Origin of the sequence: Mycobacterium sp. OAS707, assembly GCF_014873705.1 — a bacterium.
In the GTDB taxonomy this organism is placed as follows: Bacteria; Actinomycetota; Actinomycetes; order Mycobacteriales; family Mycobacteriaceae; genus Mycobacterium.
Genome location: NZ_JADBDS010000005.1, coordinates 466,957 through 488,913, shown reverse-complemented (window position 1 = coordinate 488,913; position 21,957 = coordinate 466,957). Strand labels below are relative to the sequence as shown.

24 protein-coding genes are annotated in these 21,957 nt (G+C 64.4%); 14 read left to right on the top strand and 10 right to left on the bottom strand.

The window, feature by feature from the left end; genetic code table 11:
* Window positions 1-287: 287 nt before the first annotated feature.
* A complete protein-coding gene (locus GGC64_RS30875) occupies window positions 288-1,352 on the top strand; it encodes a sodium:calcium antiporter (RefSeq protein WP_192726370.1) in 1,065 nt (354 codons plus the stop codon).
* Window positions 1,353-1,415: 63 nt separating this feature from the next.
* Here the strand turns inward: GGC64_RS30875 and GGC64_RS35415 are convergent, their stop codons facing one another.
* Window positions 1,416-1,568, bottom strand: coding sequence for a hypothetical protein (locus GGC64_RS35415; protein ID WP_370582450.1), 153 nt, complete (start codon window positions 1,566-1,568; stop codon window positions 1,416-1,418).
* On the opposite strand from GGC64_RS35415, the gene GGC64_RS30865 reads away from it, so the two are divergent.
* Window positions 1,563-1,928 (top strand): hypothetical protein, encoded by a 366-nt coding sequence (locus GGC64_RS30865; protein ID WP_192726507.1) that lies wholly within the window; start codon window positions 1,563-1,565, stop codon window positions 1,926-1,928. The genes GGC64_RS35415 and GGC64_RS30865 overlap by 6 nt on opposite strands.
* A gap of 124 nt (window positions 1,929-2,052) precedes the next feature.
* Window positions 2,053-2,484 (top strand): hypothetical protein, encoded by a 432-nt coding sequence (locus GGC64_RS30860; protein ID WP_370582432.1) that lies wholly within the window; start codon window positions 2,053-2,055, stop codon window positions 2,482-2,484.
* A gap of 115 nt (window positions 2,485-2,599) precedes the next feature.
* Here the strand turns inward: GGC64_RS30860 and GGC64_RS30855 are convergent, their stop codons facing one another.
* Window positions 2,600-2,971, bottom strand: a complete 372-nt coding sequence (locus GGC64_RS30855) for a hypothetical protein (RefSeq protein WP_192726368.1) — start codon at window positions 2,969-2,971, stop codon at window positions 2,600-2,602.
* A gap of 325 nt (window positions 2,972-3,296) precedes the next feature.
* Window positions 3,297-4,211 carry an aldose 1-epimerase family protein gene (locus tag GGC64_RS30850; RefSeq protein ID WP_192726367.1) on the bottom strand — a complete coding sequence of 305 codons (915 nt, stop codon included), beginning with the start codon at window positions 4,209-4,211 and terminating at the stop codon, window positions 3,297-3,299.
* Between the two features lie 396 nt (window positions 4,212-4,607).
* On the opposite strand from GGC64_RS30850, the gene GGC64_RS30845 reads away from it, so the two are divergent.
* The 3 genes from GGC64_RS30845 (at window position 4,608) to GGC64_RS30835 (ending at window position 6,669) form a co-directional block, all read left to right on the top strand.
* Window positions 4,608-4,910, top strand: a complete 303-nt coding sequence (locus GGC64_RS30845; protein WP_192726366.1) for an ANTAR domain-containing protein — start codon at window positions 4,608-4,610, stop codon at window positions 4,908-4,910.
* Between the two features lie 200 nt (window positions 4,911-5,110).
* A complete protein-coding gene (locus GGC64_RS30840) occupies window positions 5,111-5,656 on the top strand; it encodes a bacterioferritin (RefSeq protein WP_370582430.1) in 546 nt (181 codons plus the stop codon).
* A 203-nt stretch (window positions 5,657-5,859) separates the two neighbouring features.
* The gene (locus tag GGC64_RS30835) at window positions 5,860-6,669 is read left to right on the top strand and encodes an ion transporter (RefSeq protein WP_192726365.1); all 810 of its coding nucleotides are present in this window, start codon (window positions 5,860-5,862) and stop codon (window positions 6,667-6,669) included.
* A 270-nt stretch (window positions 6,670-6,939) separates the two neighbouring features.
* Here GGC64_RS30835 and GGC64_RS30830 read toward each other — a convergent pair whose 3' ends face one another.
* The 3 genes from GGC64_RS30830 to GGC64_RS30820 all read right to left on the bottom strand — a co-directional run bounded on the left by GGC64_RS30830 (window position 6,940) and on the right by GGC64_RS30820 (window position 9,037).
* A complete protein-coding gene (locus tag GGC64_RS30830) occupies window positions 6,940-7,230 on the bottom strand; it encodes a hypothetical protein (protein ID WP_192726364.1) in 291 nt (96 codons plus the stop codon).
* 73 nt (window positions 7,231-7,303) lie between these two features.
* The gene (locus GGC64_RS30825; protein ID WP_192726363.1) at window positions 7,304-7,606 is read right to left on the bottom strand and encodes a DUF3040 domain-containing protein; all 303 of its coding nucleotides are present in this window, start codon (window positions 7,604-7,606) and stop codon (window positions 7,304-7,306) included.
* Between the two features lie 228 nt (window positions 7,607-7,834).
* On the bottom strand, window positions 7,835-9,037 hold the full coding sequence (locus tag GGC64_RS30820) for an AI-2E family transporter (RefSeq protein WP_192726362.1): 1,203 nt from the start codon (window positions 9,035-9,037) through the stop codon (window positions 7,835-7,837).
* A 441-nt stretch (window positions 9,038-9,478) separates the two neighbouring features.
* Between GGC64_RS30820 and GGC64_RS30815 the strand changes: the two genes are divergently transcribed.
* The 4 genes from GGC64_RS30815 to GGC64_RS30800 all read left to right on the top strand — a co-directional run bounded on the left by GGC64_RS30815 (window position 9,479) and on the right by GGC64_RS30800 (window position 13,416).
* The gene (locus GGC64_RS30815) at window positions 9,479-9,967 is read left to right on the top strand and encodes a lipoprotein LpqH (RefSeq protein WP_192726361.1); all 489 of its coding nucleotides are present in this window, start codon (window positions 9,479-9,481) and stop codon (window positions 9,965-9,967) included.
* 360 nt (window positions 9,968-10,327) lie between these two features.
* On the top strand, window positions 10,328-11,539 hold the full coding sequence (locus GGC64_RS30810) for a cation:proton antiporter (RefSeq protein WP_192726360.1): 1,212 nt from the start codon (window positions 10,328-10,330) through the stop codon (window positions 11,537-11,539).
* Window positions 11,540-11,668: 129 nt separating this feature from the next.
* On the top strand, window positions 11,669-12,118 hold the full coding sequence (locus tag GGC64_RS30805) for a PPC domain-containing DNA-binding protein (protein WP_192726359.1): 450 nt from the start codon (window positions 11,669-11,671) through the stop codon (window positions 12,116-12,118).
* A gap of 341 nt (window positions 12,119-12,459) precedes the next feature.
* Complete coding sequence (locus tag GGC64_RS30800; RefSeq protein ID WP_370582429.1) at window positions 12,460-13,416, top strand: YihY/virulence factor BrkB family protein; 957 nt, start codon at window positions 12,460-12,462, stop codon at window positions 13,414-13,416.
* Between the two features lie 6 nt (window positions 13,417-13,422).
* Here the strand turns inward: GGC64_RS30800 and GGC64_RS30795 are convergent, their stop codons facing one another.
* The 3 genes from GGC64_RS30795 to GGC64_RS30785 all read right to left on the bottom strand — a co-directional run bounded on the left by GGC64_RS30795 (window position 13,423) and on the right by GGC64_RS30785 (window position 16,834).
* Window positions 13,423-15,138 carry a molybdopterin-dependent oxidoreductase gene (locus GGC64_RS30795; RefSeq protein WP_192726492.1) on the bottom strand — a complete coding sequence of 572 codons (1,716 nt, stop codon included), beginning with the start codon at window positions 15,136-15,138 and terminating at the stop codon, window positions 13,423-13,425.
* Window positions 15,139-15,265: 127 nt separating this feature from the next.
* Window positions 15,266-15,835, bottom strand: a complete 570-nt coding sequence (locus GGC64_RS30790; RefSeq protein WP_192726357.1) for a hemerythrin domain-containing protein — start codon at window positions 15,833-15,835, stop codon at window positions 15,266-15,268.
* Between the two features lie 63 nt (window positions 15,836-15,898).
* Complete coding sequence (locus GGC64_RS30785; protein WP_192726356.1) at window positions 15,899-16,834, bottom strand: cation diffusion facilitator family transporter; 936 nt, start codon at window positions 16,832-16,834, stop codon at window positions 15,899-15,901.
* A 193-nt stretch (window positions 16,835-17,027) separates the two neighbouring features.
* Between GGC64_RS30785 and GGC64_RS30780 the strand changes: the two genes are divergently transcribed.
* A complete protein-coding gene (locus GGC64_RS30780; RefSeq protein WP_192726355.1) occupies window positions 17,028-17,780 on the top strand; it encodes a ZIP family metal transporter in 753 nt (250 codons plus the stop codon).
* A gap of 450 nt (window positions 17,781-18,230) precedes the next feature.
* On the top strand, window positions 18,231-18,983 hold the full coding sequence (locus tag GGC64_RS30775; protein WP_192726354.1) for a GAF and ANTAR domain-containing protein: 753 nt from the start codon (window positions 18,231-18,233) through the stop codon (window positions 18,981-18,983).
* A 19-nt stretch (window positions 18,984-19,002) separates the two neighbouring features.
* Here the strand turns inward: GGC64_RS30775 and GGC64_RS30770 are convergent, their stop codons facing one another.
* On the bottom strand, window positions 19,003-20,454 hold the full coding sequence (locus GGC64_RS30770; RefSeq protein WP_370582428.1) for a sugar porter family MFS transporter: 1,452 nt from the start codon (window positions 20,452-20,454) through the stop codon (window positions 19,003-19,005).
* A 210-nt stretch (window positions 20,455-20,664) separates the two neighbouring features.
* Here GGC64_RS30770 and GGC64_RS30765 point away from each other — a divergent pair, with 210 nt between their 5' ends.
* On the top strand, window positions 20,665-20,898 hold the full coding sequence (locus GGC64_RS30765) for a CsbD family protein (protein WP_192726353.1): 234 nt from the start codon (window positions 20,665-20,667) through the stop codon (window positions 20,896-20,898).
* Between the two features lie 72 nt (window positions 20,899-20,970).
* On the top strand, window positions 20,971-21,894 hold the full coding sequence (locus GGC64_RS30760) for a Rieske (2Fe-2S) protein (protein ID WP_192726352.1): 924 nt from the start codon (window positions 20,971-20,973) through the stop codon (window positions 21,892-21,894).
* The last annotated feature ends 63 nt before the right edge of the window (window positions 21,895-21,957 follow it).

The window sequence follows — 21,957 nt, the reverse complement described above, 5'->3', positions numbered from 1 at the left end:
AGTGCGCCAGCAATAAAACTGTTCCCGCCTGGGACTGGCGCTATACATGCCCTCACCGTCACTGCGGCAGAACGGCCCACGTTGCCGCTGCATATGCTCGGCCACCGCCGCTGGTACGGCGTCCGATTGACCGGGAGGCACGTTCGACCGGGTTAGTTCAGCGGGCAGTGGGCAATATATCTGTGCGATGGCCGGCCCATTTCTGTGCCGCCCGCATGCCAAAGCCGAATTATCGAGGAGCCAATAGCGATGCACCGGTTCGCCCGCCGACGGACGCGAGCCTGCCGATGACATCATTGCCCTCGCTAGCGCTCGTGGCGATCTTTGTGGCGTGTGCCGCCGTGATATGGATTGCCGGAATCACGTTGTCGCATAGCACAGACGTCCTCTCCGAACGCTGGCATCTGGGCTCGGCGCTCGGCGGCGTCATTTTGTTGGCGATCGCAACTAACCTGCCTGAGATCGCCATAACCGCCAGCGCCGCGCTGGCCCACCAGCTCGACGTGGCGGTGGGCAACATCCTGGGAGGCATTGCGATCCAGACCGTCGTGCTCGCTGTGCTGGACGCTGCTGGTACTCGGCCGCGTAAGCCCCTGACGTATCTGGCCGCCTCGCTCACTCTCGTACTCGAGGCCGGGCTGGTGGTGGCGCTTTTGGTGATCGTGGTGATGTCCACACAGCTGCCGCGTTCACTGATCGCCTGGCGGCTGACTCCAGGTGTCGTGCTAATCGCCATCGTGTGGGCGGTCGGATTGATGTTGATCCGCCGCGCCGGGCGAGGGCTGCCATGGCAGGAAGCCGGCCATGCGCCCGACAGTCAAGAAAAGCCCACCGGGCACTCGACGACGACGAAGGAAAAGACCGCCAGCAAAAAAGGTGTCAGCACTGCCCGGACGGTGCTCGTTTTCACCGCCGCGGCGGCCGCAACGCTGATCGCCGGTGTGGTAATTGAACGCAGCGGCGAGGAGGTGTTCGGCCGGTGGGGTATGTCGGGGGTGGTGTTCGGGGCCACGGTGCTTGCGGCGGCCACCGCGCTGCCTGAACTCTCGACGGGGCTCACGTCGACGCGCATGGGTGACTACAAGTTGGCGATGAGCGACATCTTCGGTGGCAACGCATTCCTGCCGGTTCTGTTCTTGTTCGCGACGCTGTTGTCGGGTTCAGCCGTACTACCCTTAGCCCATCACAGCGACATCTATCTCACCGCGCTCGCGGGCCTGCTGACCGTGGTGTACATGGCCGGGTTGATATTTCGCCCACAGCGGCAATGGTTGCGGATGGGTGTGGATTCCCTTGCCGTTGTCGTGCTCTACATTCTCGGTGTCATCGGGTTGGCGTTGATCAGCGGCTGATTCCAGCAGCGCTGCCACCCGGCTGGGCAGAGTTGGTGCGGCGGCGGCCATTGGGCCGTGGGGTTAGGACACGGCGAGTTCGCCATGCATGCCGGGATGATAGGTGCAGTGATAGCCATAATGGCCGGGGCGGGTTGGTGCCAGCAGGAATGCCTTATCGTGTGGCTGCACAGTCACATCAAAGACGCCGGGACTGTCGGAGGTGACACTGTGCACGACGTTGTCGTCGTTGACGATGCTGACTTGTGTCCCCTCACCGACGGCAAGGAATGTGTACAAAAGTCCTCGATGGTGATCGCGAACGGGCCTGGCTGCGGTGGCGGCGGCGGGCGGCCGACGCTCGATGAGCTCGTCAATGCCGGTGAGTGGGCGGCCTTGTGGTTCGTGTCGCGCTCTCCGCAGCCAGCCGACACCACCAGTATCGCGACCATGGCGCTGCGTGCAGCGGTTGCGACCGCCCCGCCGCGGCGCCGGCACAGCGACGCTGGCAATGACCAGTCGGGATGTCCGCCAGCGGTGTTGAGCCGCGAAACTACTGCCGGGTACATAACCAACCGTTTCCCCGCCAGGCTCTGAGCTATACGGTTCGGGCGGCCTGCGTATGAGGTGCCCTTCCGCGGGGCATTACCTCACGAGCCGGTCGGTGCGATCGCGATTTCACTGCCACGCTGCAGCGTTGGCCAACCAGGAGATGATCATAGTGACCGACGAGGTGCCCAATACCGTCCGTGGTGGTGATCGGATCAGTGCGCGACCCGTTGGCGCCGCCTTGGCCGGAGGCGTATTCGTGGCTTTGTCAGGACTGCTCATTCTGGGTTTGGGGCTGTCCACACTGTTTTACGATGAGCTGCTTCGCTACGGGCCGCGGTGGGTGTTCAAGTTCAACGAATCATGGTGGGGCTCACTCCATGTCGTGCTGGGCGCGCTGATGATCCTCGCCGGTGTTGCCGCGATGTCGGGCGCCCGGTGGGCAATCGTTTCAGCCCTGGCGTTGGCGCTGGGGTCGACTGTACTGATGATTATTTGGCTTGCCTACTACCCGCTGTGGACTGTCCCGCCGATCATCTTGGGTGTGTTGGCCCTCATTGCCTTGACCATCGCCGACCCGACAATGCGCCGGCGCATCCGTTAATAGAGCGCTGTGCGGGGCGCCACGTCGCGTTCGAGGAGCAGCAGCAATCTGTCCTGACCGGTTGATGCCCTCGCCCCATTCCGAGCACCGGTCACAGTGACAGCGGCGTGCGGTGCTAGTGCCCGATGGGAAAGAAGGAGTCGCCGTCTTCCGGAGCGCCGTCGACCTGCCCGCGGTGTATGCGCGAGTCCTCCACAATGACGCCGTCGACGATGTCGGACTCCTTGATCGCCTCGGCGCAGGAGGCGACCCCTTCCGCCGGCAGGGGTAGGGCACTGTGAGGCGTGTCGGCTGTGATCTCGGGCTGCTCGGCAGCTAGTCGCTGCTCCAACGATTCGTCATCTCCGGGGTCCAGCCACGTATCGGGGGGCTCCACGACGACGTCGCCGTCGTCGTTGCGAACGTCATCAGAGTCCAATGATTCACTGGGGCTTAGGGTGTTGTCGGGGCCGCCCACATCATCGGCGCCGGGCCTATCGGTTGACATAGGAGATGATACCCCGCACGTGCGTCATCAAACCCGCTGTGGCCCTAGAGATTTGCGTAGTCTTTCGGGTGGTACCTGGTGTGTCCGGTGGCTGAGGTAACGGCCAGGCAATAGCGATGCGTATCGGTGGTGACGGTGCGCTGGGCTGGGTGTGCGGTGAGTGGTTGCGTTGCGCAGGGGGCCGGGCCAGCCGAGTAGCCGTCAAAGCCAGGCAAACATTGTCATCGGTGGTCGAGGACAGTGCGGCGGCGCTACATCTGTTGGCCTCATGCAATTCACCGCGGTCTGGTTTGGTGACAGGCGTCTCGCTTATGATGCTGCACTTCTAGTCGGCTTGCATGCCCCACAACGAGGTCACCGACTGTCCGGGTTCGAGGCTCAGCACCCCTATCCCAGTACGGAAACCGTTGGGCGGAGCGGTCATTGGCTCCACGCCGAGCCCGGTGCGCCAGTGCCGTGACGCCAAGGTGTGGGACGTAAAGATCTCCAGGTACGGGTAGTGTTCGTCGAGCCACACCGATGTTCGCTGCCCATGGGGTCCGGTGATGTTCACCCATGCCAGTCCCTCGGCATCGCGGTGCAGATCGGTGAAGGTGTAGTCGATGTCCTGGCTGCCGATCAGACGGCCGGCGCGGAAATCAACCGGCGAGCCTTCGATGTGTTCGATGCCCGTCGGTATCCCGCGCGTGTCGGTGGGTAGCCATTGGGTCGCGTCGAATTGCAGATGGCATTGATCGACCCGGTCGGGACCCGATGAGATGTAGGGATGCTGGCCCGCAGCGTAGGGGCACGGCTCATCGCTTCTGTTGGTGGCAGTGGTCGACACGGTCAATCCGGTGTCAGCGAGCTGGTATTCGACTTCCACGTCCAGGGTGAATGGATAACCCATCATCGGATACAGCCGGATCGCCATCCGCACCCGATCAACCTCGTGGGCCTGGCATGACCAGTTGCGCCAGCGCAACAGTCCATGGATAGCGTTGTTCTTCTCCGGCTCGGTCAGCGGCAGCTGATAGGTGTGTCCGCCGAACGAGTATTGCCCGTCGGCGATCCGGTTTGGCCAGGGCACCAACGGTAAACCGCGCGCCGCGGTACACCGTTCTTCGATCCCATAGCGGTCAAGGACCTCCCGACCGTTCACGTGATACTGGCGCAGACCGCCACCGACCTCCACCACAGTGGCGCGCTGGCCACCATGGGAGATTTCAAGCTGGCGCCCCGAGGGGACTGGTGTGCTCATGTGGGATGAGATTCCCAATCCCCGATCGCCTTAGCCCTGGCCGCCGGGCGATGTTGGGTGGCGTGATCGTGAGCCACGCCCGCGGCGGCCCACCCGCCCATGGGTGCAAGCCTGTGTCAGCCGCGAATCCACTGGCCAAGGCGCTGTTTCGTCGACGGTACCGGTGGACGGGTGGCCTTGGTCGCAGCCGCTGCCCGCCGATGCACCAAGCCGCAACCAAGGGTCGAGGGCCAGCTTATGAGGATTCGGTCATTCGGCGTCGCCGCTTATCTATAGCGCCCTGGTCGAGGCACACGGATAGCCAGCAACCGTTAGGGGAATTTGTTGTGGCAGGGGCAACGCCAAAGAGGTGCACATGGCAAAACGGTGTTGTGGCACAGCAAGGGAGGTACGACCATGGCCGAGGAATGGACCGATGGACACGTGGTCCGTTCACTGCATCCGCGTCGAGACCTCGATACGGCCGAGGGAATACTGGTCATGTTGAACGGGTGCGACGTCGATACCGCCCTGCACGAGCTTGTCAACGCAGCCCAACGTCACCGCGTCCCGGTTCTCACCCTGGCCTCGGGGCTCGTCGATTTGGCTTGTGCCGGCGGCCGCTCCGATGACCCTCGCCCTGGCCACGCCGCCGCGCGCCAGGAGTGGGGTCAGCGGATACGCCGAGTACGTGAAGTCCCGCTGCCAGAACGAGGTTAGTCGGCCGGGCGGCCCGCCGGCCGCCTGCACAATGGTGTGCCGCCCGTGCCAGGGGCGCTGCAGACGACAACACCGGGGTCACCGCGGGTTGTGTGCCGGCTTGCCGGATTGGCCTGCCTTAGGTCAGCGCGCTCGTATATCCCTTGGCGCCTAAGGGTATTACGTCCCTGCAATCGGTCCCTGCACGAAAGAAGGACGGCGTGAGCGTTTCCACCACCAACCAATTCGAAATCGACGTGACGCGAATCCGCGATGAGGCCCGCCGCCACATGGAACAGGGAGCGGTGACCGTCGGCAACAAGATCGACGTTGAGCGGCTGATCCAGGTACTCAACGAAGTCATCGCCACCGAGATCGTCTGCTACCTGCGCTACACCCAGCACGCAATCGCCGCCAGCGGTCTAAATCGCGCACAGGTCGCCGCCGAGTTTGAAGAACACGCACGCCAGGAGCGCCAGCACGGTGTGTGGGCCGCTGAACGTGTCAGCCACCTCGGCGGCGACCCCGACTTCAACCCGGCCACCCTGACGCAGCGCAGCCACACCGACTACGTCACAGTCGACGATTCCGACCTCAAGCAGATGCTGCGGGAGAATCTGGTCGCCGAACGCATCGTCATTACCAGCTATCAGCAGATCATCCGCTGGATCGGCGATGCCGATCCGACCAGCCGTCGGCTGATGGAGAAAATTCTTGAGGAAGAAGAAGAACACGCCGATGACCTCAATGATCTCCTGGGCAACTAACAGTCGGTCCGATCCGCGCGCCGTCACACAACAGCCGACCACTTCCCACTTGGCTTGCCAGAGATGACAAGTGGCATGCAGGTGGTTCGTCGCGGTCGGCGCCAGGAGAGCAGTGGGCATCGCCATTACGCTCGATGGGTAGTAGGGCGGCGCCCATGTGTGCGGTCCGTAGTGTGGGGCCTCTCGCGCGGAGGGGCATGGACGTGCGGACAGTCCTGAACGGCCCCGCCGAGGAGCGGCAGCGCTGGGCCCACGACATCGTGGACCGGTTAACTCCGATCATGAGTCTGCTGGGCATCGTCTTCGTGCTCATCGTGTTTGGCGAGCAGCTGGCGCGCCCAAACACCGCATTGTCGACGGTGCTGTCGATCCTGGGCTGGCTGCTGTCGGGTGTCTTCGCCGCCGAGTTCATTGCGCGCCTTGTTGTCGCACCTGACACCTCACGCTTCCTTCGCCACAATTGGTGGCAGATCATCTTTCTCGTACTGCCGTTTCTTCGTCTGGTGCGGCTGGTGCGCACCGTCAAGCTGCTGCGCAGCGGCCGGGTGCTGTCCGGGGCGGTGCGCGGTACCCGGTCAGCTCAAGCAGTGTTGGGCAGCAGGCTGGCAGGGCTGGCGTCGGTGGTGGCGATCATCATCTTGGGCGCCAGCCAATTGCTATATCAGTTCAGCGATTACCGCCACTACTCGGATGCTCTTCACGCCGCGGCGCTGGCCGCGATTACCGGTGAGCCACTCGCCAAAAGCGACGGCTTCGCTCAGGTGACTGAAGTGTTTCTCGCCGCCTTCTCCGTGGTGGTCTTCGGCGCACTAGCGGGCCTGCTTGGCGCCTTCTTCACCGAGACACGCCGCAGCGACAAGACCACGGCCAACAATCGCCCCACGCCGTGGGACGGATCCGCCACACACCATGTCAGGCTGCGGTCTGCGCCGCGTAGCCAAACCATGCCCCGTCCCGGTGGCACCCACTCAACATTCATCTCAGTCGGCGACGCTGATAAGCGTGGACAGTGACCTTGTTGTGCGGCCAACGCCGCTCAAACCTCCCCTGACACAACGGTAGGCAGCAATCGGTGCCCCTAGGTCGCTGGGGTTTTCCGGCTCCGACCCCACCGCTCGCTGGGTCAAACGGCCTGCCCTGCCCGCCACTGGGAGGCGCCGCACCGCAGCCGAATCTACAAAACGAGCTGGCCTCGTCGGCCCAGCCACCGGTAGCCGTAGCCGGGCGGTCGAGCGGGTTATCGTGGGTGGCCGGCACTGTTGCTGCTCAGCACGTCGACGAGCTCACCCATATGGTCCTGCACCCAAGTGGATCTCGACGTCGGTGTGGGCGAGGTTGACCGGTGGATGGCGCTGAATAGCAGCCCCACTGTGGCCAGCGGTCTGTCGTCGCAGCGCTTTGGCCAAGTACCGAGCGGCGTTGGGTCGCGGCAGGTCATCTCCTACGCCGTTCTCGTCGCTGTTGAACAGGAACGGCGTTTCGGGAAGCGACAGCGGCAGCGCACGCATAGACCATTGCCAGGCGGCGCTGATCCCAGCAGCGTGCCAGGTACCGCCGAATTCCCTGGCCGACACCACGGTTTAGGGAAACATCTTGGGCTGTGGCATGTCTGGCCTCTCGTGGGCCGCCCAGCTCCCGCTGCGTGGCCTACCGGCTTGACCGACGGCGGCGCCCGCCGTGTCCGCGGAGCAAAATCAGCAGCGCGGCGAACATGCTCAGATAGGCAAGGATGCACACAATCAGCATTACGCCCAGTCGCTGAGCCCCGAAGTCCACTGCCGCCACCATCACAGCGAATCCCACCGAAAACAGCAGCGCAGCAACGATATTCAAATACACCACCCGGGCACGCGTTCTGCGGTGCAACTGTTTATTCCAGCGAGGCGCCACGTCGGCCAGGTCATGCTCGAGCGCGTCAAGCACCCGCTGCTCACGATCGGACAGTGGCATTGTGGGTCTCCCTTCCGGTCGGTGTTTAAGCCGCGCAGGCGCTGTGCATCAGTGCAGCGATAAGAGTCGATTCCCATACCAGCAGCCGGCTATACCACCGGGTGACCACCAAACATGGGCTGACGCTGAGCATCATCGCGGGCACGCCGCACCCAACACGTCGCTCGGCAGGCCGGCGAGTGTCGTGTGCCAAACGCTGGCCGACATTGTCTTGGGTGCGCCGCGGCCCTACGGGTCTGCTGACCGGCGCTGCGTACGCAGATATTCTGCGGTCTGATAGGCAACGGCCAGCGCTGGAACGGCAAGTACCGCGCCTGGGATGCCGGCAAGCAGAGTTCCCGTCGTGACCGCCACGAGTGTCACGACAGGATGTAGGTGCACGGCCCTACCGACCAGCACGGGTTGCAGCAGATTGCCCTCGATCTGCTGCACAGCCAGCACCACCGCCAAGATGATCAATGCGTGGGTGAGTCCCTGTGTGACCAAAGTGACCAGCACTGCCAGGGTCCCGGCGAGCACCGCACCCAGCAGCGGAACGTAGGCGCCGACAAATGTCAGCAGCGTCAGCGGCAGCCAGGTGGGCACACCGAGCACCAGCAGCCCGGCGCCGATGAACACTGCATCAACGAGGGCGACTTCGGTGGTGCCGACCATGTATTTCGTCAGTGTCCTCCACGCGCAGCGACCTGCGCCGTCGGTGCGGTCGCGGCGATCACCGGGCACCCTCTGCAGCACCCACCGCCACATCGACTCGCCGTCCTTGATGAAGAAGAACACAGTGAACACCGCGAGCACCATCGCGGCCAGCAGGTCAGCGGCGATGCCGGCGGCCACCGCCGGATCGGGAACGAGCCGCTTCAGCGCATCAATGATGTTGCTGCGCAGCAGATCGATCTGGTGGGAGTCCAGCGCCAGTGGGCCCGCCACGAGGTAGTGGTGAAGCTTGTCGACGGCGGCGGTGACCGTCGGAACCAAATCGTCCATCTGCTCGGCGATCCGATTCCATATCAGCAGCACAACACCGGTGGGAACACCGAGCAGCACCACGATCGCCGCCACTGCGGCCAGCGTCGGCGGCACGCCGAGCCGTTGCAGCCAGCCGACCGCCGGTGACAACAACGCCGCCAACAAAGCGGCCACAGCTAAGGTGAACGATACGACGGCGACCCGAAGGGCCAGCGTCGCCATCAGCCAGACCGCGGCCGCGATCACCAACAGCACCGCACACCGAACACCAAGCTGGCAAAGCCACGCCGGCATCGCGCCCGACACGCCTGAACCGCTCTCACCGTGGCGTGAGGTGTTCCTCGCAGACGGCAGGCAGCCGCACGGGTCGGCGTGTGCAAATGCAGCCGAGGGCACCGATCCTGGTGCGCCGACCTGTGGCACGTCTTCGCCACCACCGGTGTCATCGTCGCCGGAGCAGCCCATCGCGTTCCCTTCATCGGCCTAGCGTCAACACCACCCTGCTGACAACTACCCCGCCGCCGATGGCGCCATACCGCACGCTGACCCGGCATCGCCGCCGCTCTCGGAATTTCACGCACTCAACCCACACCGCGCCTGCCCTGCCGCCGCGGCGGCCACCACCAGCACGGGACCAGGGCTGACATTGACTCACCGCACGCCAGCGTTTCACCTTAGGCAACAAGACGATTGAGAACCTCTGTGCTTGGGCCGGCGTCGATGTATACGGGCCGCCAAGCGGGGGAATCAATCACTAAGGAGCATCCGTGGACGCTCAACGGGAGGTCGGGATGCGGGCCGCTCGGTGGTCCTAGCGGCGTCGTCGTTCCGCAGCCTAGAACGCCATCCGAGCGCCACGGATCTCCTCCACCAGATGACACGCGCTAACCGCCGGAATGAGCCGCCATGGGCATCGCCATAGCTCACCGCCCTAGCCACCGTCGGCCCGGCCACACACCCGAAAGGTTGCGGCCCCGCACGCAGCGACTGCTTGTGCCGCTGGTCGCCGTCCTGATCGCAGCCGGGTCGGGATGCTCACCACACTCAACGCAACTGCTGCAAACCCACACCATCGACGTGCGCATCAACGGTCAGCGCACCGGTGACCATCTCGTCAAATGCCAGCAGGTGCAATGGCTTTGGAACATTCAAACGCTCAAGTCAGACCCCGGCCTGACCGCACAGGTGCAAACCGGAAAGACGGTCGTGGCCAAATCAGTGCAGATCGACAACGTGGCCGGCTTCACCGGCGACTTCTGGGAAGGCACCACTGGCAACGCACAAGCCAGCGTGGACCGGCGAACATTCACCATCCGCGGCACCGCCGAAGGCTATTACCACAACAACCCAAATGACCGCAGCACCGCGACCTTCGAGATCACCACCGACTGCTAAGCCATCGAAACTAACACAGCGGCTATGCACCCAGGCCCGAGGCGCTGCGGCGCAATCGACATCCGCGCATTGCGACGCCTCACCCACGGCGGTGATTGCACGCCGCATCGGCGTTGCACAGTCGCCCCTATTATCTGGGCGACCACATCGATGTGGGCCCAACGGCGTCGACCCCCAGAATCACCACGGCTGCGGTCCCTCTGGCGATCGCGGCGCACACAAACCCGGCAGCCACCTACACATTCTGGCGACGAGGCGGCACGGGCCGCCCGGCGTCGAAAACACGAATCAGCCGACCCACGGCTGGGAAATACACCGATGACCCAATGAGGCGGTTAACCGGGCGAAAGGGCAGGCAGGGTGGCGCTGATATTGGCGTTCGGGATAGTCCTGCTGATCAGGGTCTCGCTGTCACAGCTGGCGGCGCGCACGGCGCTGTCCACGGCGTTGCTGGCCCTGGTCGCTGGTGCGGTGATCGGTCCCGGCGGTTTGCAGATTCAAGCCATCCGCGCCACGGACCCCATCGTGCACATTTTCGCCGATGTCGCGTTGGTGGCAGTGTTGTTCACCGACGGACAGCGCGCAAACCTGCACGGCCTCAAGCAAAACTGGCGACTGGCCAGCCGAGCCTTGGTGCTAGGCATGCCATTGACCATGTGCATCATCGCCATGCCCGCACACTGGCTAGCACACATGTCTTGGGCCACAGCATTTCTGCTCGCTGCGATACTGTCACCCACCGATCCGGTGTTCGCCGCGACCGCATTGCACCACCGTGGCATCCGGATGCAGCTGCGGCGGCTGCTCAATGTCGAATCCGGCCTCAACGACGGACTTGCCCTGCCGTTCGTCCTGATCTTTTTGGCAACCGCGCAAGGCCAGCACTGGCACCTCCTGCGCGTCGGCGCCGAGCTGGTTTTCGGGCTGGTACTGGGAGCCGGTCTGACGGGTGCCGCCACACTGCTCTGGCGGCTGCGCCTCTTCGCCGCCCGCTCCGCCCTAAAACCCCTGGGGCCCTTCGCGATTGCCGCCGTCCTGTATTCGGCCGCGCACCTCAGCGGCGCCAACGCCTACTTGGCCGCCTTCGCCGGCGGCGCCACACTGGCGACCGTCGATTCTGATACCAGCCGACAGTTCCAACGCTTGGGTCAGCAGTTGTGTGAAGCCACCAAGTATGGCGCATTGTTGGTTTTCGGGGCGCTGATCACGCCGGGCCGATTGACCGAGTTGTCGCTGCAACAGTGGCTTGTGGCCGGATTCATCATCATCGCCGCACGGCCGCTGGCGCTGCTGCCGGCACTGCTGCGCACGCCCCTGTGCACGCCCGAGCGGCTCGCCGCCGCATGGTTTGGACCCAAAGGGTTCTCCTCGGTGGTGTACGGACTCGTGGTGCTGCGCTCAGCGGTGCCCGATGGCACAACAGTATTCGATCTCGTCGCCATCACCATCACGGCATCCATCGTGATCCACACCACCATCGACGCCTCGGTGGCGCGGCTGCTGTTTGACGCCGCCGCCCAACAGCCAAAAACGCACCGCCACAACGCCGCCGCCCGGGCCGCCCGCGAGTAACTGACCGCGACGCCCCGACCGGCATACACCGCCTCGATAATGGCGTATCAGTGCCCGACTAGCCGGGTATAAAGCTCAAGACACCCTGATACCGGGCTTCAGCACGCGCAAACACTCCGGGAGGTTCATGTGAAAAGCACCGAACTGTACTCCAACGATGGGCTGCGCAGCTTTGTGCTCGTCATGGACACCGGAGATGAAGCGGTCAGCGAGGTCACCACATTCGCGCGGCACAACCACATCACCGCAGCCAGCCTCACGGCCATAGGTGCCTGCCGGGCAGTCACACTGGGATACTTCGACCCACAGATCAACGGCTACCGAAGCAACCAGTTCACCGAGCAACTCGAGATCCTGTCGTGCTTGGGTGACATCGCCACCAAGGACGATCAGCCGGTTCTGCATGCCCACATCGTTGTGGGCAGAAGCGATTCCACGACGTTGGGCGGTCACCTGCAACACATCGAAATCTTTCCCACTATGGAAGTCATACTTACCGAGACACCGGTGCAGCTGCGCAAGCAGATCGATCCGGTGACCGGACTGGCGCTGATCTCGGTCAACGCCTCCACCGCTTAGCGCCACGCTGCGGCGTCGACCGTCAGACTGCAGCCGAACTGCTCGCCGGGTCAGTGCTCGTCGTAGTGATCGTCATGGGCGGGTGCCGGCACCCGTCGGGGAATCGAAGTTCTTCCCACTGACCGCGCACGGTAGACATTTGCCGTCAAACCGATTGCGGTCCTGGGTCCCATCCTCTGCCGGCATCACGGCGCTCGGTATCGGTATCAGGAGGGGGTATCTGCTGGCCTCGGGGCGGGTATCAGAAAACGGTGGGCAGCGCTGAAACACACGCATACCAAGCCGATGCCGATCGCAGGCCCCAGTGGCCCAGCGATCTGACCGTCACTACCCGTCGATTTGTGGCCCGGGCGACCGCGCGGCAGTTCCTGCGAGATGAGTGTCCGGATGTGGCGGCCGGGGTGACCTATTACGGTGTGCTGTCGGTCTTCCCGGCGCTAATGGTGGTGGTATCGCTACTAGGGGTTGTCGGGCAGGGACAAACCACCACCAATACGGTGCTGCAGATCATCGGGCAGCTCGCCCCGCCCTCGGCGGTGCAGATCCTGCGCAGCCCGGTGCAGCAGGCGGTGACCTCGCCGTCAGCCGGGTTCACCCTTGCCGCGGGCGTGGTGATCGGATTATGGACGGCGTCGCGCTACGTCGGTGCCTTCGGGCGAGCACTGAACCGCATTTACGGTGTGCAGGAAGGCCGCCCGTGGTGGAAACTGCTTCCGCGGCAAGTGCTGCTGACCGCGTTGACATTGCTGGTGTCGGCGGCGGTGGCGTTGATGTTGGCGCTGAGCGGGCCGCTGGCCAAGACCATCGGCGGACTGATCGGCGCCGGTGACGCCGCGATGACCGCGTGGGCGGTGGCCCCCTGGCCGGTCATCCTGGCGTTCGTCATTGTCGTGGTCGACATTCTGTATTACGCCACACCCAACATCGAACAGCCGGGGTTTCGGTGGATCACCTTCGGCGCCGCGCTGGCCATCGTGGTGTGGGTGGCGGCATCAGCGTTGTTCGCTTTCTATGTCAGCAATTTCGGCAGCTACAACAAGACCTACGGGACACTGGCTGGCATTGTGGTGTTCTTGTTGTGGCTGTGGATCACCAACCTGGCGTTGTTGCTGGGCGCCGAAGTCAACGCCGAACTGGAGCGCGGTCGTGAACTGCAGGCCGGAATGGCGGCCCAGCAGCGGGTGCAGCTGCCGTGCCGCGACACCGAACTCATCAATAAAGACCGCGCCAAGAATCGACACATGCGTGCCCTCGCCGAACGGATACGCCGCATGAGCGGCGCTTCGCATTCTCGCTGACAGCCCTCAAATGCTTTGACGGTAGCCGTAAAAGTCGTGATCCTCCTGGTATCCGCCGTTGCCGGCGCCGATATCGGTGAAGTCACAAACGAATTCGATGACGCTGATCCACTTGACCTGTTTGAAGCCCAACTGCACTTCGTTGCGTAACCGCAACGGTGCGCCGTGCCCGTAGCTCAACGGGGCGTCGTTCATGTCGTAGGCCAGCAGCGTCAGTGGCGCGTACATCTGCTCGATGGGATGGGCGTCGTAATACAGCCCGCCTTGGGAACCTTGTGCCAGCGAGTAGAAGATCACCCACCGCGCCCGCGGGCCAGGACGCACCAGATCGCAGATTGTGGACATCGGTACACCGCCCCACTTGGCCACGCCCGACCAGCCTTGAATGCACAAGTGCTGGGTGATCTGTTCCTGGCGGCCCAGTCGGCGCAACGCCGCCATGTCCAGCTCGACCGGATTGCCGACAAGCCCGCCGATGCGCAACCGGTAATCGGCGAAGTTGTTGGCGCACAGCGCCTTATATTCCTCGCTGTCGGGATAGGTCCCGTTATGCCACAGATACGGCGACACGTCGGCGCCGCCGTAGTGGCCGGGTGTGGCGTCGACGTGCTCGAACAGCCGCTGCATCGGGCCGGTGAGCACCGATCCGATCCGCTGCACCACACGTGGATGGCGCAACGTGAACGGGCTGGCGGCCACCCAGCCGGCGGCCACCACGGCGATCGCCGCACAGAACCACCACACACCGATCCAACTTGAATCATCACGCGCGGCGAACATGTGATTGAGGTTGTCGCGGATACCGGTGGAGAACACCATTCCGACGTGCACGAAGATGAACACCACGAACCACACCATCACCAGAAAATGCAGCGAGCGGGCGACTTGACTGGACAGCACCCGGTTGAGCCGGCGAAACCGCGTCGAGAGGGCCGGTGACATGCCCAGCCCAGTTACCAGGGCCGCCGGTGCGGCGACGAACACCGTCAAACCGTAGGTGATGACCTGCAGCGCGTTGTAGGCCTGCCAGCTGTGTTCGGTCGGCCACTGCAGCGACAGGTACTGCAACGCCACCGACGCCGCGTTGGGCAGATATTGCCAGCTGGTCGGCACGATGCGCTGCCACTGACCGGTGCAGAACAACAGCACGTAAAACAGCGCCCCGTTGAGGAGAAACAACATGTCGATGCCCAGATGCCACCAGCGAGCCAAGCCGATGGAATGTCGCACCCCGGGCAGCCCGATCTGGCCCGGCAACGTCACCGAGTCTTGTTTGGCCGTCCATAACGGGTCTGCGGGGACCTGCTTTTGGAACCGGAACCACTCCGAGCCCGGAGTGCAGTGCCGGGTCCAATACAGCCGCGGGTGATCGGCCAGGATCTGCCAACCCGACCGGATGATGAACGTCATCAGCAACAGGTTGAAAAAGTGCTGCCACGCCATCCACGCCGGAATTCCACGCACCTGAGTAGGGGCCGCCAGCGTGCCGGGATGCGCAGCGATGAAAGCGGCCACCTCGGGCAGCTGACGCAGCTCACGGGCGGCGGCCACAGCCACAATCAGCAACCCAAAACCGATGGGCGCCAACCACAGCAAGTTCAACCACGCCGAGCCCAGCCGCACGTGCGGCGGTGTACCGTAGCGCGCCGGCAGCGCCGAGGACCACTGCTGCCCATCTTCAGCACCGCTGGGCTGCCTGAGCTGGGCGCGCACATCGCCCATCGCGCCGGCGGTAACCGCGGCAGGGCGGTCGCCGCCCGGCTCTGCTGCGCGACCCGAACGGTCAGTGCTCACAACCACTCCACATGCTGCTGCGCAACAATTGCCATACCGCCACGCTGTCGAGTCCTCACCGCCGCCACGGGTACTGCGCTGTCGGTCGGCAGGGCCCTGGCCGGGCGAGCACATCGCGCACGACAGGTTTTTCGGTCGACCCCGACGGAGCCCGGGGATGAGGGGTGCGCGGTGCGCTGGGCCGCATCTGGGCGACATAGCGACTCAGCGAGGCTCGCTGCGCTGGCCTGACATCGCTACTGAACCGTGGCCACACAGCCGCCTCCTCGAAAACCAAGTGGGCCCGCACTGCGCCGACGAAATCGCCAACGGCCTCACCGTAGGTGGGCTCGGTGGGATGCTCGGCGCGCAGACGGTACAGCAGGCCTTTGGTCGACTCCTCCTCGCCGATGGCCTGCTCAGCCAACGCGGCCCCGCCATCAACTCCCATTCGCACGGCGGGCCAAAACCACTGCTGCTCAACGGCTTCATGGGCTGCATACAGTGCCAGCACATCACCGCGCACAGAATCGACCTGGTGGAAAAGCCGGTGATCAACGGCGTGTTGCAGGTAGGCCATCAGCGTGAACAGTTCACTATGGTCGGCGCGAAACAGCGCCAACACGTCGATTGCTGGATCATCCATCACCGACTACTTTCCCGCTGCTCCGGCCCGTGATACCTCAAACCTCAAACACACCGCACGGATCTACGGGTGGCCACCGCTGTCATGGGCGGCGTCGGCTGAGTCGGGTTCGATGTAGATCACCCGTGCTGCGGGCACAACGGCGCGCACCCGGGCTTGGGCCTCGTTGATGACGTGGGTCATGGTGGAGCTCGGCAGCTCGGGTGCCACCGCGACCTTCGCGGTCACCAGCAGCTCGTCGGGGCTCAGGTATTGGGTGCGCACATGCAACAGCTGCTTGACGTGGCTGCTGTGCAGCAGCGCATCACGGATCACGCTGAGCTGTTCTTTGGTGGCGCCCTCACCGATCAGCAAGCTCTTGGTCTCGATCATCAACACCACCGCGATGACAGCCAGCAGCACCGCGATTCCCATCGTGGCGATCCCGTCCCATATCGGATCACCGGTCAGCGCGCTGAAGAAGACACCACTAAACGCCAGCACCAACCCGATCAGCGCGGCGGTGTCTTCGAGCAGCACGATGGGTAGTTCGGCGTTGCGGGAGTTGCGGATGAACTCCCACCAGCTGCCCGACCCCTTGACTTGCTGGGATTGTTGGCGCGCGGTGTGCAGACTGAAGCCTTCCAGGCATCCGGCCACCAGGAGAATGACTAGCGCCACCCACGGATCCGACACGTCGTGGCGGTGGCTGATCTTCCGATAGCCCTCGTAAAACGAGAACACCGAACCCAGGGTGAAGAGCACGACCGCGACCAGGAAGGCGTAGAAGTAGCGACTGCGCCCATATCCGAACGGGTGCAACGCATCAGGGTCTTTGCGGGCTTGACGCTGACCGAACATCAACAGTAGCTGATTGGACGTATCGGCCACCGAGTGCAATCCCTCAGCGAGCATCGAGGAGCTGCCGGTGAACAGGAAACCGACGAACTTGGCGACCGCGATGCCGGCGTTGGCCGCCATCGCGGCCAGCACCGCTGTGGTGCTGGCCCTGCTAGACATCTGCGACCTCCATGGAGCCAGCATTGACCGCGACGACAAACACCCCGCCACCCTTTGGCGGCTCCGGGTCGAGGCCCATCGCCGCCGGCCGCCGGGCACTGCTGGACGGCAACGTTTCAACACCACCGAGGCGGGTAGCTGTGCACATCATCGGGTCCCTGCACCTGCGAGCCGACCGATCAGGAGGTGATCCATGCCGGGCTGGTTGCAAGCCGCAGGGTGGGGCCTGGTTGCTGGTGCTGCGCTGGTAGTAGGTGCGGCGATCGCCTGGCTCGTGCAGGTACCCAAGCATCTGATTGCGTGGGTGATGGCCTTTGGTGCCGGGGTGCTGATCTCGGCGCTGGCGTTCGACTTGATCGACGAGGCCGAGCGCACCGGAGGGATCGTTGCCGCCGCGGTGGGGTTTGTGTGCGGAGCGGCCGCCTATGTTGCGGCCAACAGTGTGCTGGCACGTTTTGGTGCCCAGCACCGCAAGCGGTCCCATGACCGCCAGCCCGCCGAGGACAAAGCTCCTGGCAGCGGACTGGCCATCGCTGTGGGTGCGCTTCTGGACGGCATCCCGGAATCGGTGGTGCTGGGTGTCTCGCTGATCGGCGGTGCCGGGGTGGGCATCCCGGTGCTGGCCGCCGTGTTCATCTCGAACCTTCCCGAAGGACTGTCCAGCGCTGCGGGTATGAAACAGGCCGGGCGCAGCGCGGCCTACGTGTTCGCCGTCTGGACGACGATCGCGCTGCTCAGCGGGGCGGCCGCCCTGTTGGGCTATCTCACCTTGGATGGCGCCTCGCCAGTTCTCATCGCCGTCATCACCGCGGTCGCTGCTGGCGCCATCCTGGCGATGATCGCCGACACGATGCTCCCGGAGGCGTTCGAGGAAACCCACATCCTCACCGGATTCATCACTACGATCGGATTTCTCATCGCCTTCGCCATTGAGCGAACCGGCTGATCTTTGAGCATGACAAATCGGATCCTCCTGAAGCGGGCAGCCGGGCAGTCGGTCAGGATGTCGCGCGGTGCCGCCGACCACAGTGGCGCCCGCCGCTGGCCCGCCTTGCAGCCCATCCTGATCGAAGCGCCGCTGAGGAAAGCCCCACAGCAATGCCCCGCCGGCGCGGCAGCTAACCACATGGACGCGCTGCAGTCGACGCGACCAACACCGCACACGCGCGGTGCAGCAGTGGCCGGTGAGAGCGTGGCGACAGCGCTTCACCGGATCCGGGCAACTCCAGCCGCTTTGCCGCTGAATGGTGAGCAGGGCGCCCAGTGGTAACCGGTAGATGGAGCTACACGCCCACCGGGCAGTGCCCACCAGCGCGCTGCGTTGTTTTCGTGTGGATCCGCGTCGGGCACCACGGCTGGCCTACCACCGACGACCGTCAAGGGAAGGGACTACGCCATGGCCGACAACCAAGCGCACCCCCAGCCGGCCTGGCGCGATGCCGAGCCGCCCAGCGTGTTCAGCGCGCTGGCCAAGATCGTGTACAACGATTCCGAACCGGCCGAGGTGTACGCCGCGATTTGTCTGGCGGCCCCGGTTCTGGTGGATGGCTGCGACCATGCCAGCGTGATGCTGCGCCAGCATCCACGGTATTTCACCGCCGCGGCCAGCGACGACATCGCGCGCCACATCGACACCCTCGAGCGTGGCGTCGGCGACGGACCCTGCGTGGATGCGATCCGCGACGAAACACCGCAAATCGAACCGGACTGGACGAGGGGCAGCAGCTGGCCCCGCCTGGCCGCAGAGGTGATCAGCCAGACCCCGGTGCGCGGCGCGATGGGCTTTCGGCTGCTGGTCAACAACCGTAAGGTCGGTGCGCTGAACCTGTTCAGCGACACCCGCAACGCGTTCGACGCCAACGCCGCTGACCAGGCTATCGTGCTGGCCGCCTTCGCCAGTGTGGCAGCGATGGCCGTGGCCCGCGGCGAACAGGCTGAGCTGCTGCACCACGGCATGATCAGCAACCGAGAAGTCGGCAAGGCCATCGGCATGCTGATGTTGCTGCACAACATTTCTGATGCCGAAGCGTTCACCCTGTTGCGCCGCGTCTCCCAGCACCTCAACGTCAAACTCGTCGACATCGCCCGTGACGTGATCAACCGCCGCGGCCAGGTACCGCACGGCTACCTGCCGCCCACCGACGCATAACCAGCTCACCGCAGTCGGCCTACGACTTCGCTGAGAGCTGGGCTTGCACGTCCTCAAGGGAACGCCCCTGGGTCTCAGGGATCTTGGCGACGAAAAACAGCACTGATGCCACCGCCAGCGCGGCGTAGAGATAAAACAGCCCTTGACGGGTGATCGCATTACCCAGGGTCAAAAAGGTTTGAGCCACAAGAAAGTTGGCGCCCCAGTTGATGATCGTGCACACCGACATGGCGGCGCTGCGCACCCCGATCGGAAAGATCTCTGAAATCATCAGCCAAAACACCGGGCCCAAACCGATGGCGAATGACGCGATGAAGATCAATAACCCGGCCAGCGCGAGATAGCCGGCGTCACGCTGCAACGTGGCCGAGGTGAAAAACACCGCCAGCACCAGCAGCCCGCACACAATACCGACAGTGCCGCCGATGAGGAGCTTGCGGCGACCGACCCGGTCCAGCAGCAGCACCGCGACAATGGTGAACACCAGATTGGTCACCCCCACGGCCACCGTGCGGGCCAGCGACCCGCTGTTGGACAGCCCGGTGTCAGCCAGGATCGTTGGCGCGTAATAGATGACGGTGTTGACCCCGACGAACTGCTGGGACACCGCCAGCACCACCCCAATCAACAGCATCGGACGCAACGACTTTCCGGCCAGGTCGCGCAGCGACGCTCGGCGTTGCCGCTGATTGGCCCGGACAATGTCACGCATCTCAGCGTCCACGTCAGCGCGTGGGTCGCCGTCGCGCAACCGAGTCAGTACCCGTCGGGCCTGATCGCGGCGCCCGGCCCCCACCAGCCACCGCGGGGTTTGGGGCACCGAGAGCATGCCCACGGCCAGCGCCGCACCGGGCACCGCGGCCACTCCCAGCATCCAGCGCCAGTCGCCGGCCACATCCTTGAACGCGAAGTTGGTCAGATAGGCGATCAGAATTCCCGAGGTGATCGCCAGCTGGTTAAACGACACCAATCCCCCGCGGATACGAGGGGGACTCATCTCAGCGATATAAAGCGGCGACACAAACGAGGCGGTGCCCACCGCCAACCCGAGCAGAAAACGAAAACCGATCAGCATCGCCGCGTTCACCGACACCGCGCACCCGATGGCGCCCACGATGTAGACGGAGCCCGCAATCACCTTGGTCCAGCGCCGACTGATCCGATCAGCGAGATAACCTGCGCCTGCGGCGCCCAGCATCGCGCCCAGCAGCACCGCCGACACGATGGCTTCCTGCTCAAAATCGTTGGCATGCAGATCATCTCGGATATAAAGCAGCGCACCGGAGATCACGCCGGTGTCATAACCGAACAACAGTCCACCGATCGCGGCGATGACGGCTACCCGCACCAGCAGGCCGTTACCTGTCCGGCGTAACTCCCTGACAAACCCGGCCACGGTGTGGTTTTCCTCACTGATCGTTGTGGTGCTCGGTGTGGCTTTTCGCCCGTTGCACCCACAGTGATTCCCCACTCACCGCTACCGCATACCTCGAACGGGTCTGCCAAAGGCGCTGGGGTTTTGCAGCGTTGGACAGCACCCGGCTGTCGCATCGCTTCGCCGCTGCACGTATAGCGGCGCGCATCGCCGGGAAATCGTCGGTTAGCGGCGGGTGCATCCGAACACGACCCCAATTGGTGCTCACCCGTCCACCATCAGTACCGACGACAGGACGGAGAAACCATGGCCGACGACAACGCAACTCAGGAAGGTGTGGAAGGCGTCGTCGAAGACGTGAAGGGCAAGCTCAAAGAAGTCGCAGGAACCGTCACCGGACGCGACGGCCTCACCCGCGAGGGCCAGGCCCAGCAGGACAAAGGTGACGCCGAGCGCCACGCCTCCGAAGACGAAGCTCAAGCCGAATCGGCGCGCGGCGCGGCCCAAGCCGCTGAGCAGCGCGAACAATCCCATCAGTAGCCGGTTGACGGCCACGCGCGCCGGCCAACGCCGCTCGCGCCGTGGCCCCGCCCAGAACAAAGGGGTGCCGCGATGAATGTGCAGATCTCGGCCGCGGTGGCCGACCGGCCCATGGCCGCACTGGACAAGCCGGCATCACCGGTGCAGTCGCGGCTACGTTGGCTGCTCGATCACCGCAACCGCGCCATGGCCAATGCCCTTGACGGCGTGTGGCTTTCGCTGCCGCTGCATCCAGTGCTCACCGACGTGCCCATTGGTGCCGCGGTCACTGCCGCAGCCCTCGACGGCTGCGCGGCGCTGACCAGATCTGAACACACCGACGCTCACGCCGACGCCGCCCTGACCGTGTCCGTGCTGGGCGCGGCCGCTGCGGCGGCCACCGGACTGGCCGAGTGGCGTTGGCTGCAGGGCGGTGTGCGGCGAGCCGCGACACTGCACGGATTACTCAACGTTGGCGGTGTCGGCCTCAATGTCACATCGTTGTGGGCGCGCCGGCGAAGTCGGCGATGGCTGGGAAGAGGACTGGCAGCGGCCGGGCTGGCGGTGACCGGGCTGGCCGCTCATCTGGGCGGCGAGCTGACCTTCGCGATGGGTCTGCGGGTCAATCCCAACCCGCCCAACGGATCCGACGCCGACGAGGATGACGTCGTCAGACTGCCAGCCAGCCGTTTGAATGACGGTGCGCTGCACGGCGTTGACATCGCCGGCACCCGGGTGCTGGTTGCGCGATGCGCCGACGGCACAGTGTGCGCCATCGCCGCGACCTGCAGCCACTTGGGAGGACCGCTGGATCATGGTGAGCGCCAAGGCGACACGGTGCTGTGCCCGTGGCACCGGTCACGTTTTGATCTGCGCAGCGGAGCAGTCATCGACGGGCCCGCAGTGTTCGCCCAGCCGCGCTACCGCGTCGCGCAGCGCGATGACCAGGTGGAAATCCGCCCCGACCCCGCCCCCGCGCCGGTGTACATTCGCGCCGAAAGCCCGCGCCGCCAATAACGTTGCCGTAGCCCTAACCCCTAGCCGGTTACCGGCCACAGCCGCACAGATGTTGACCAAGGG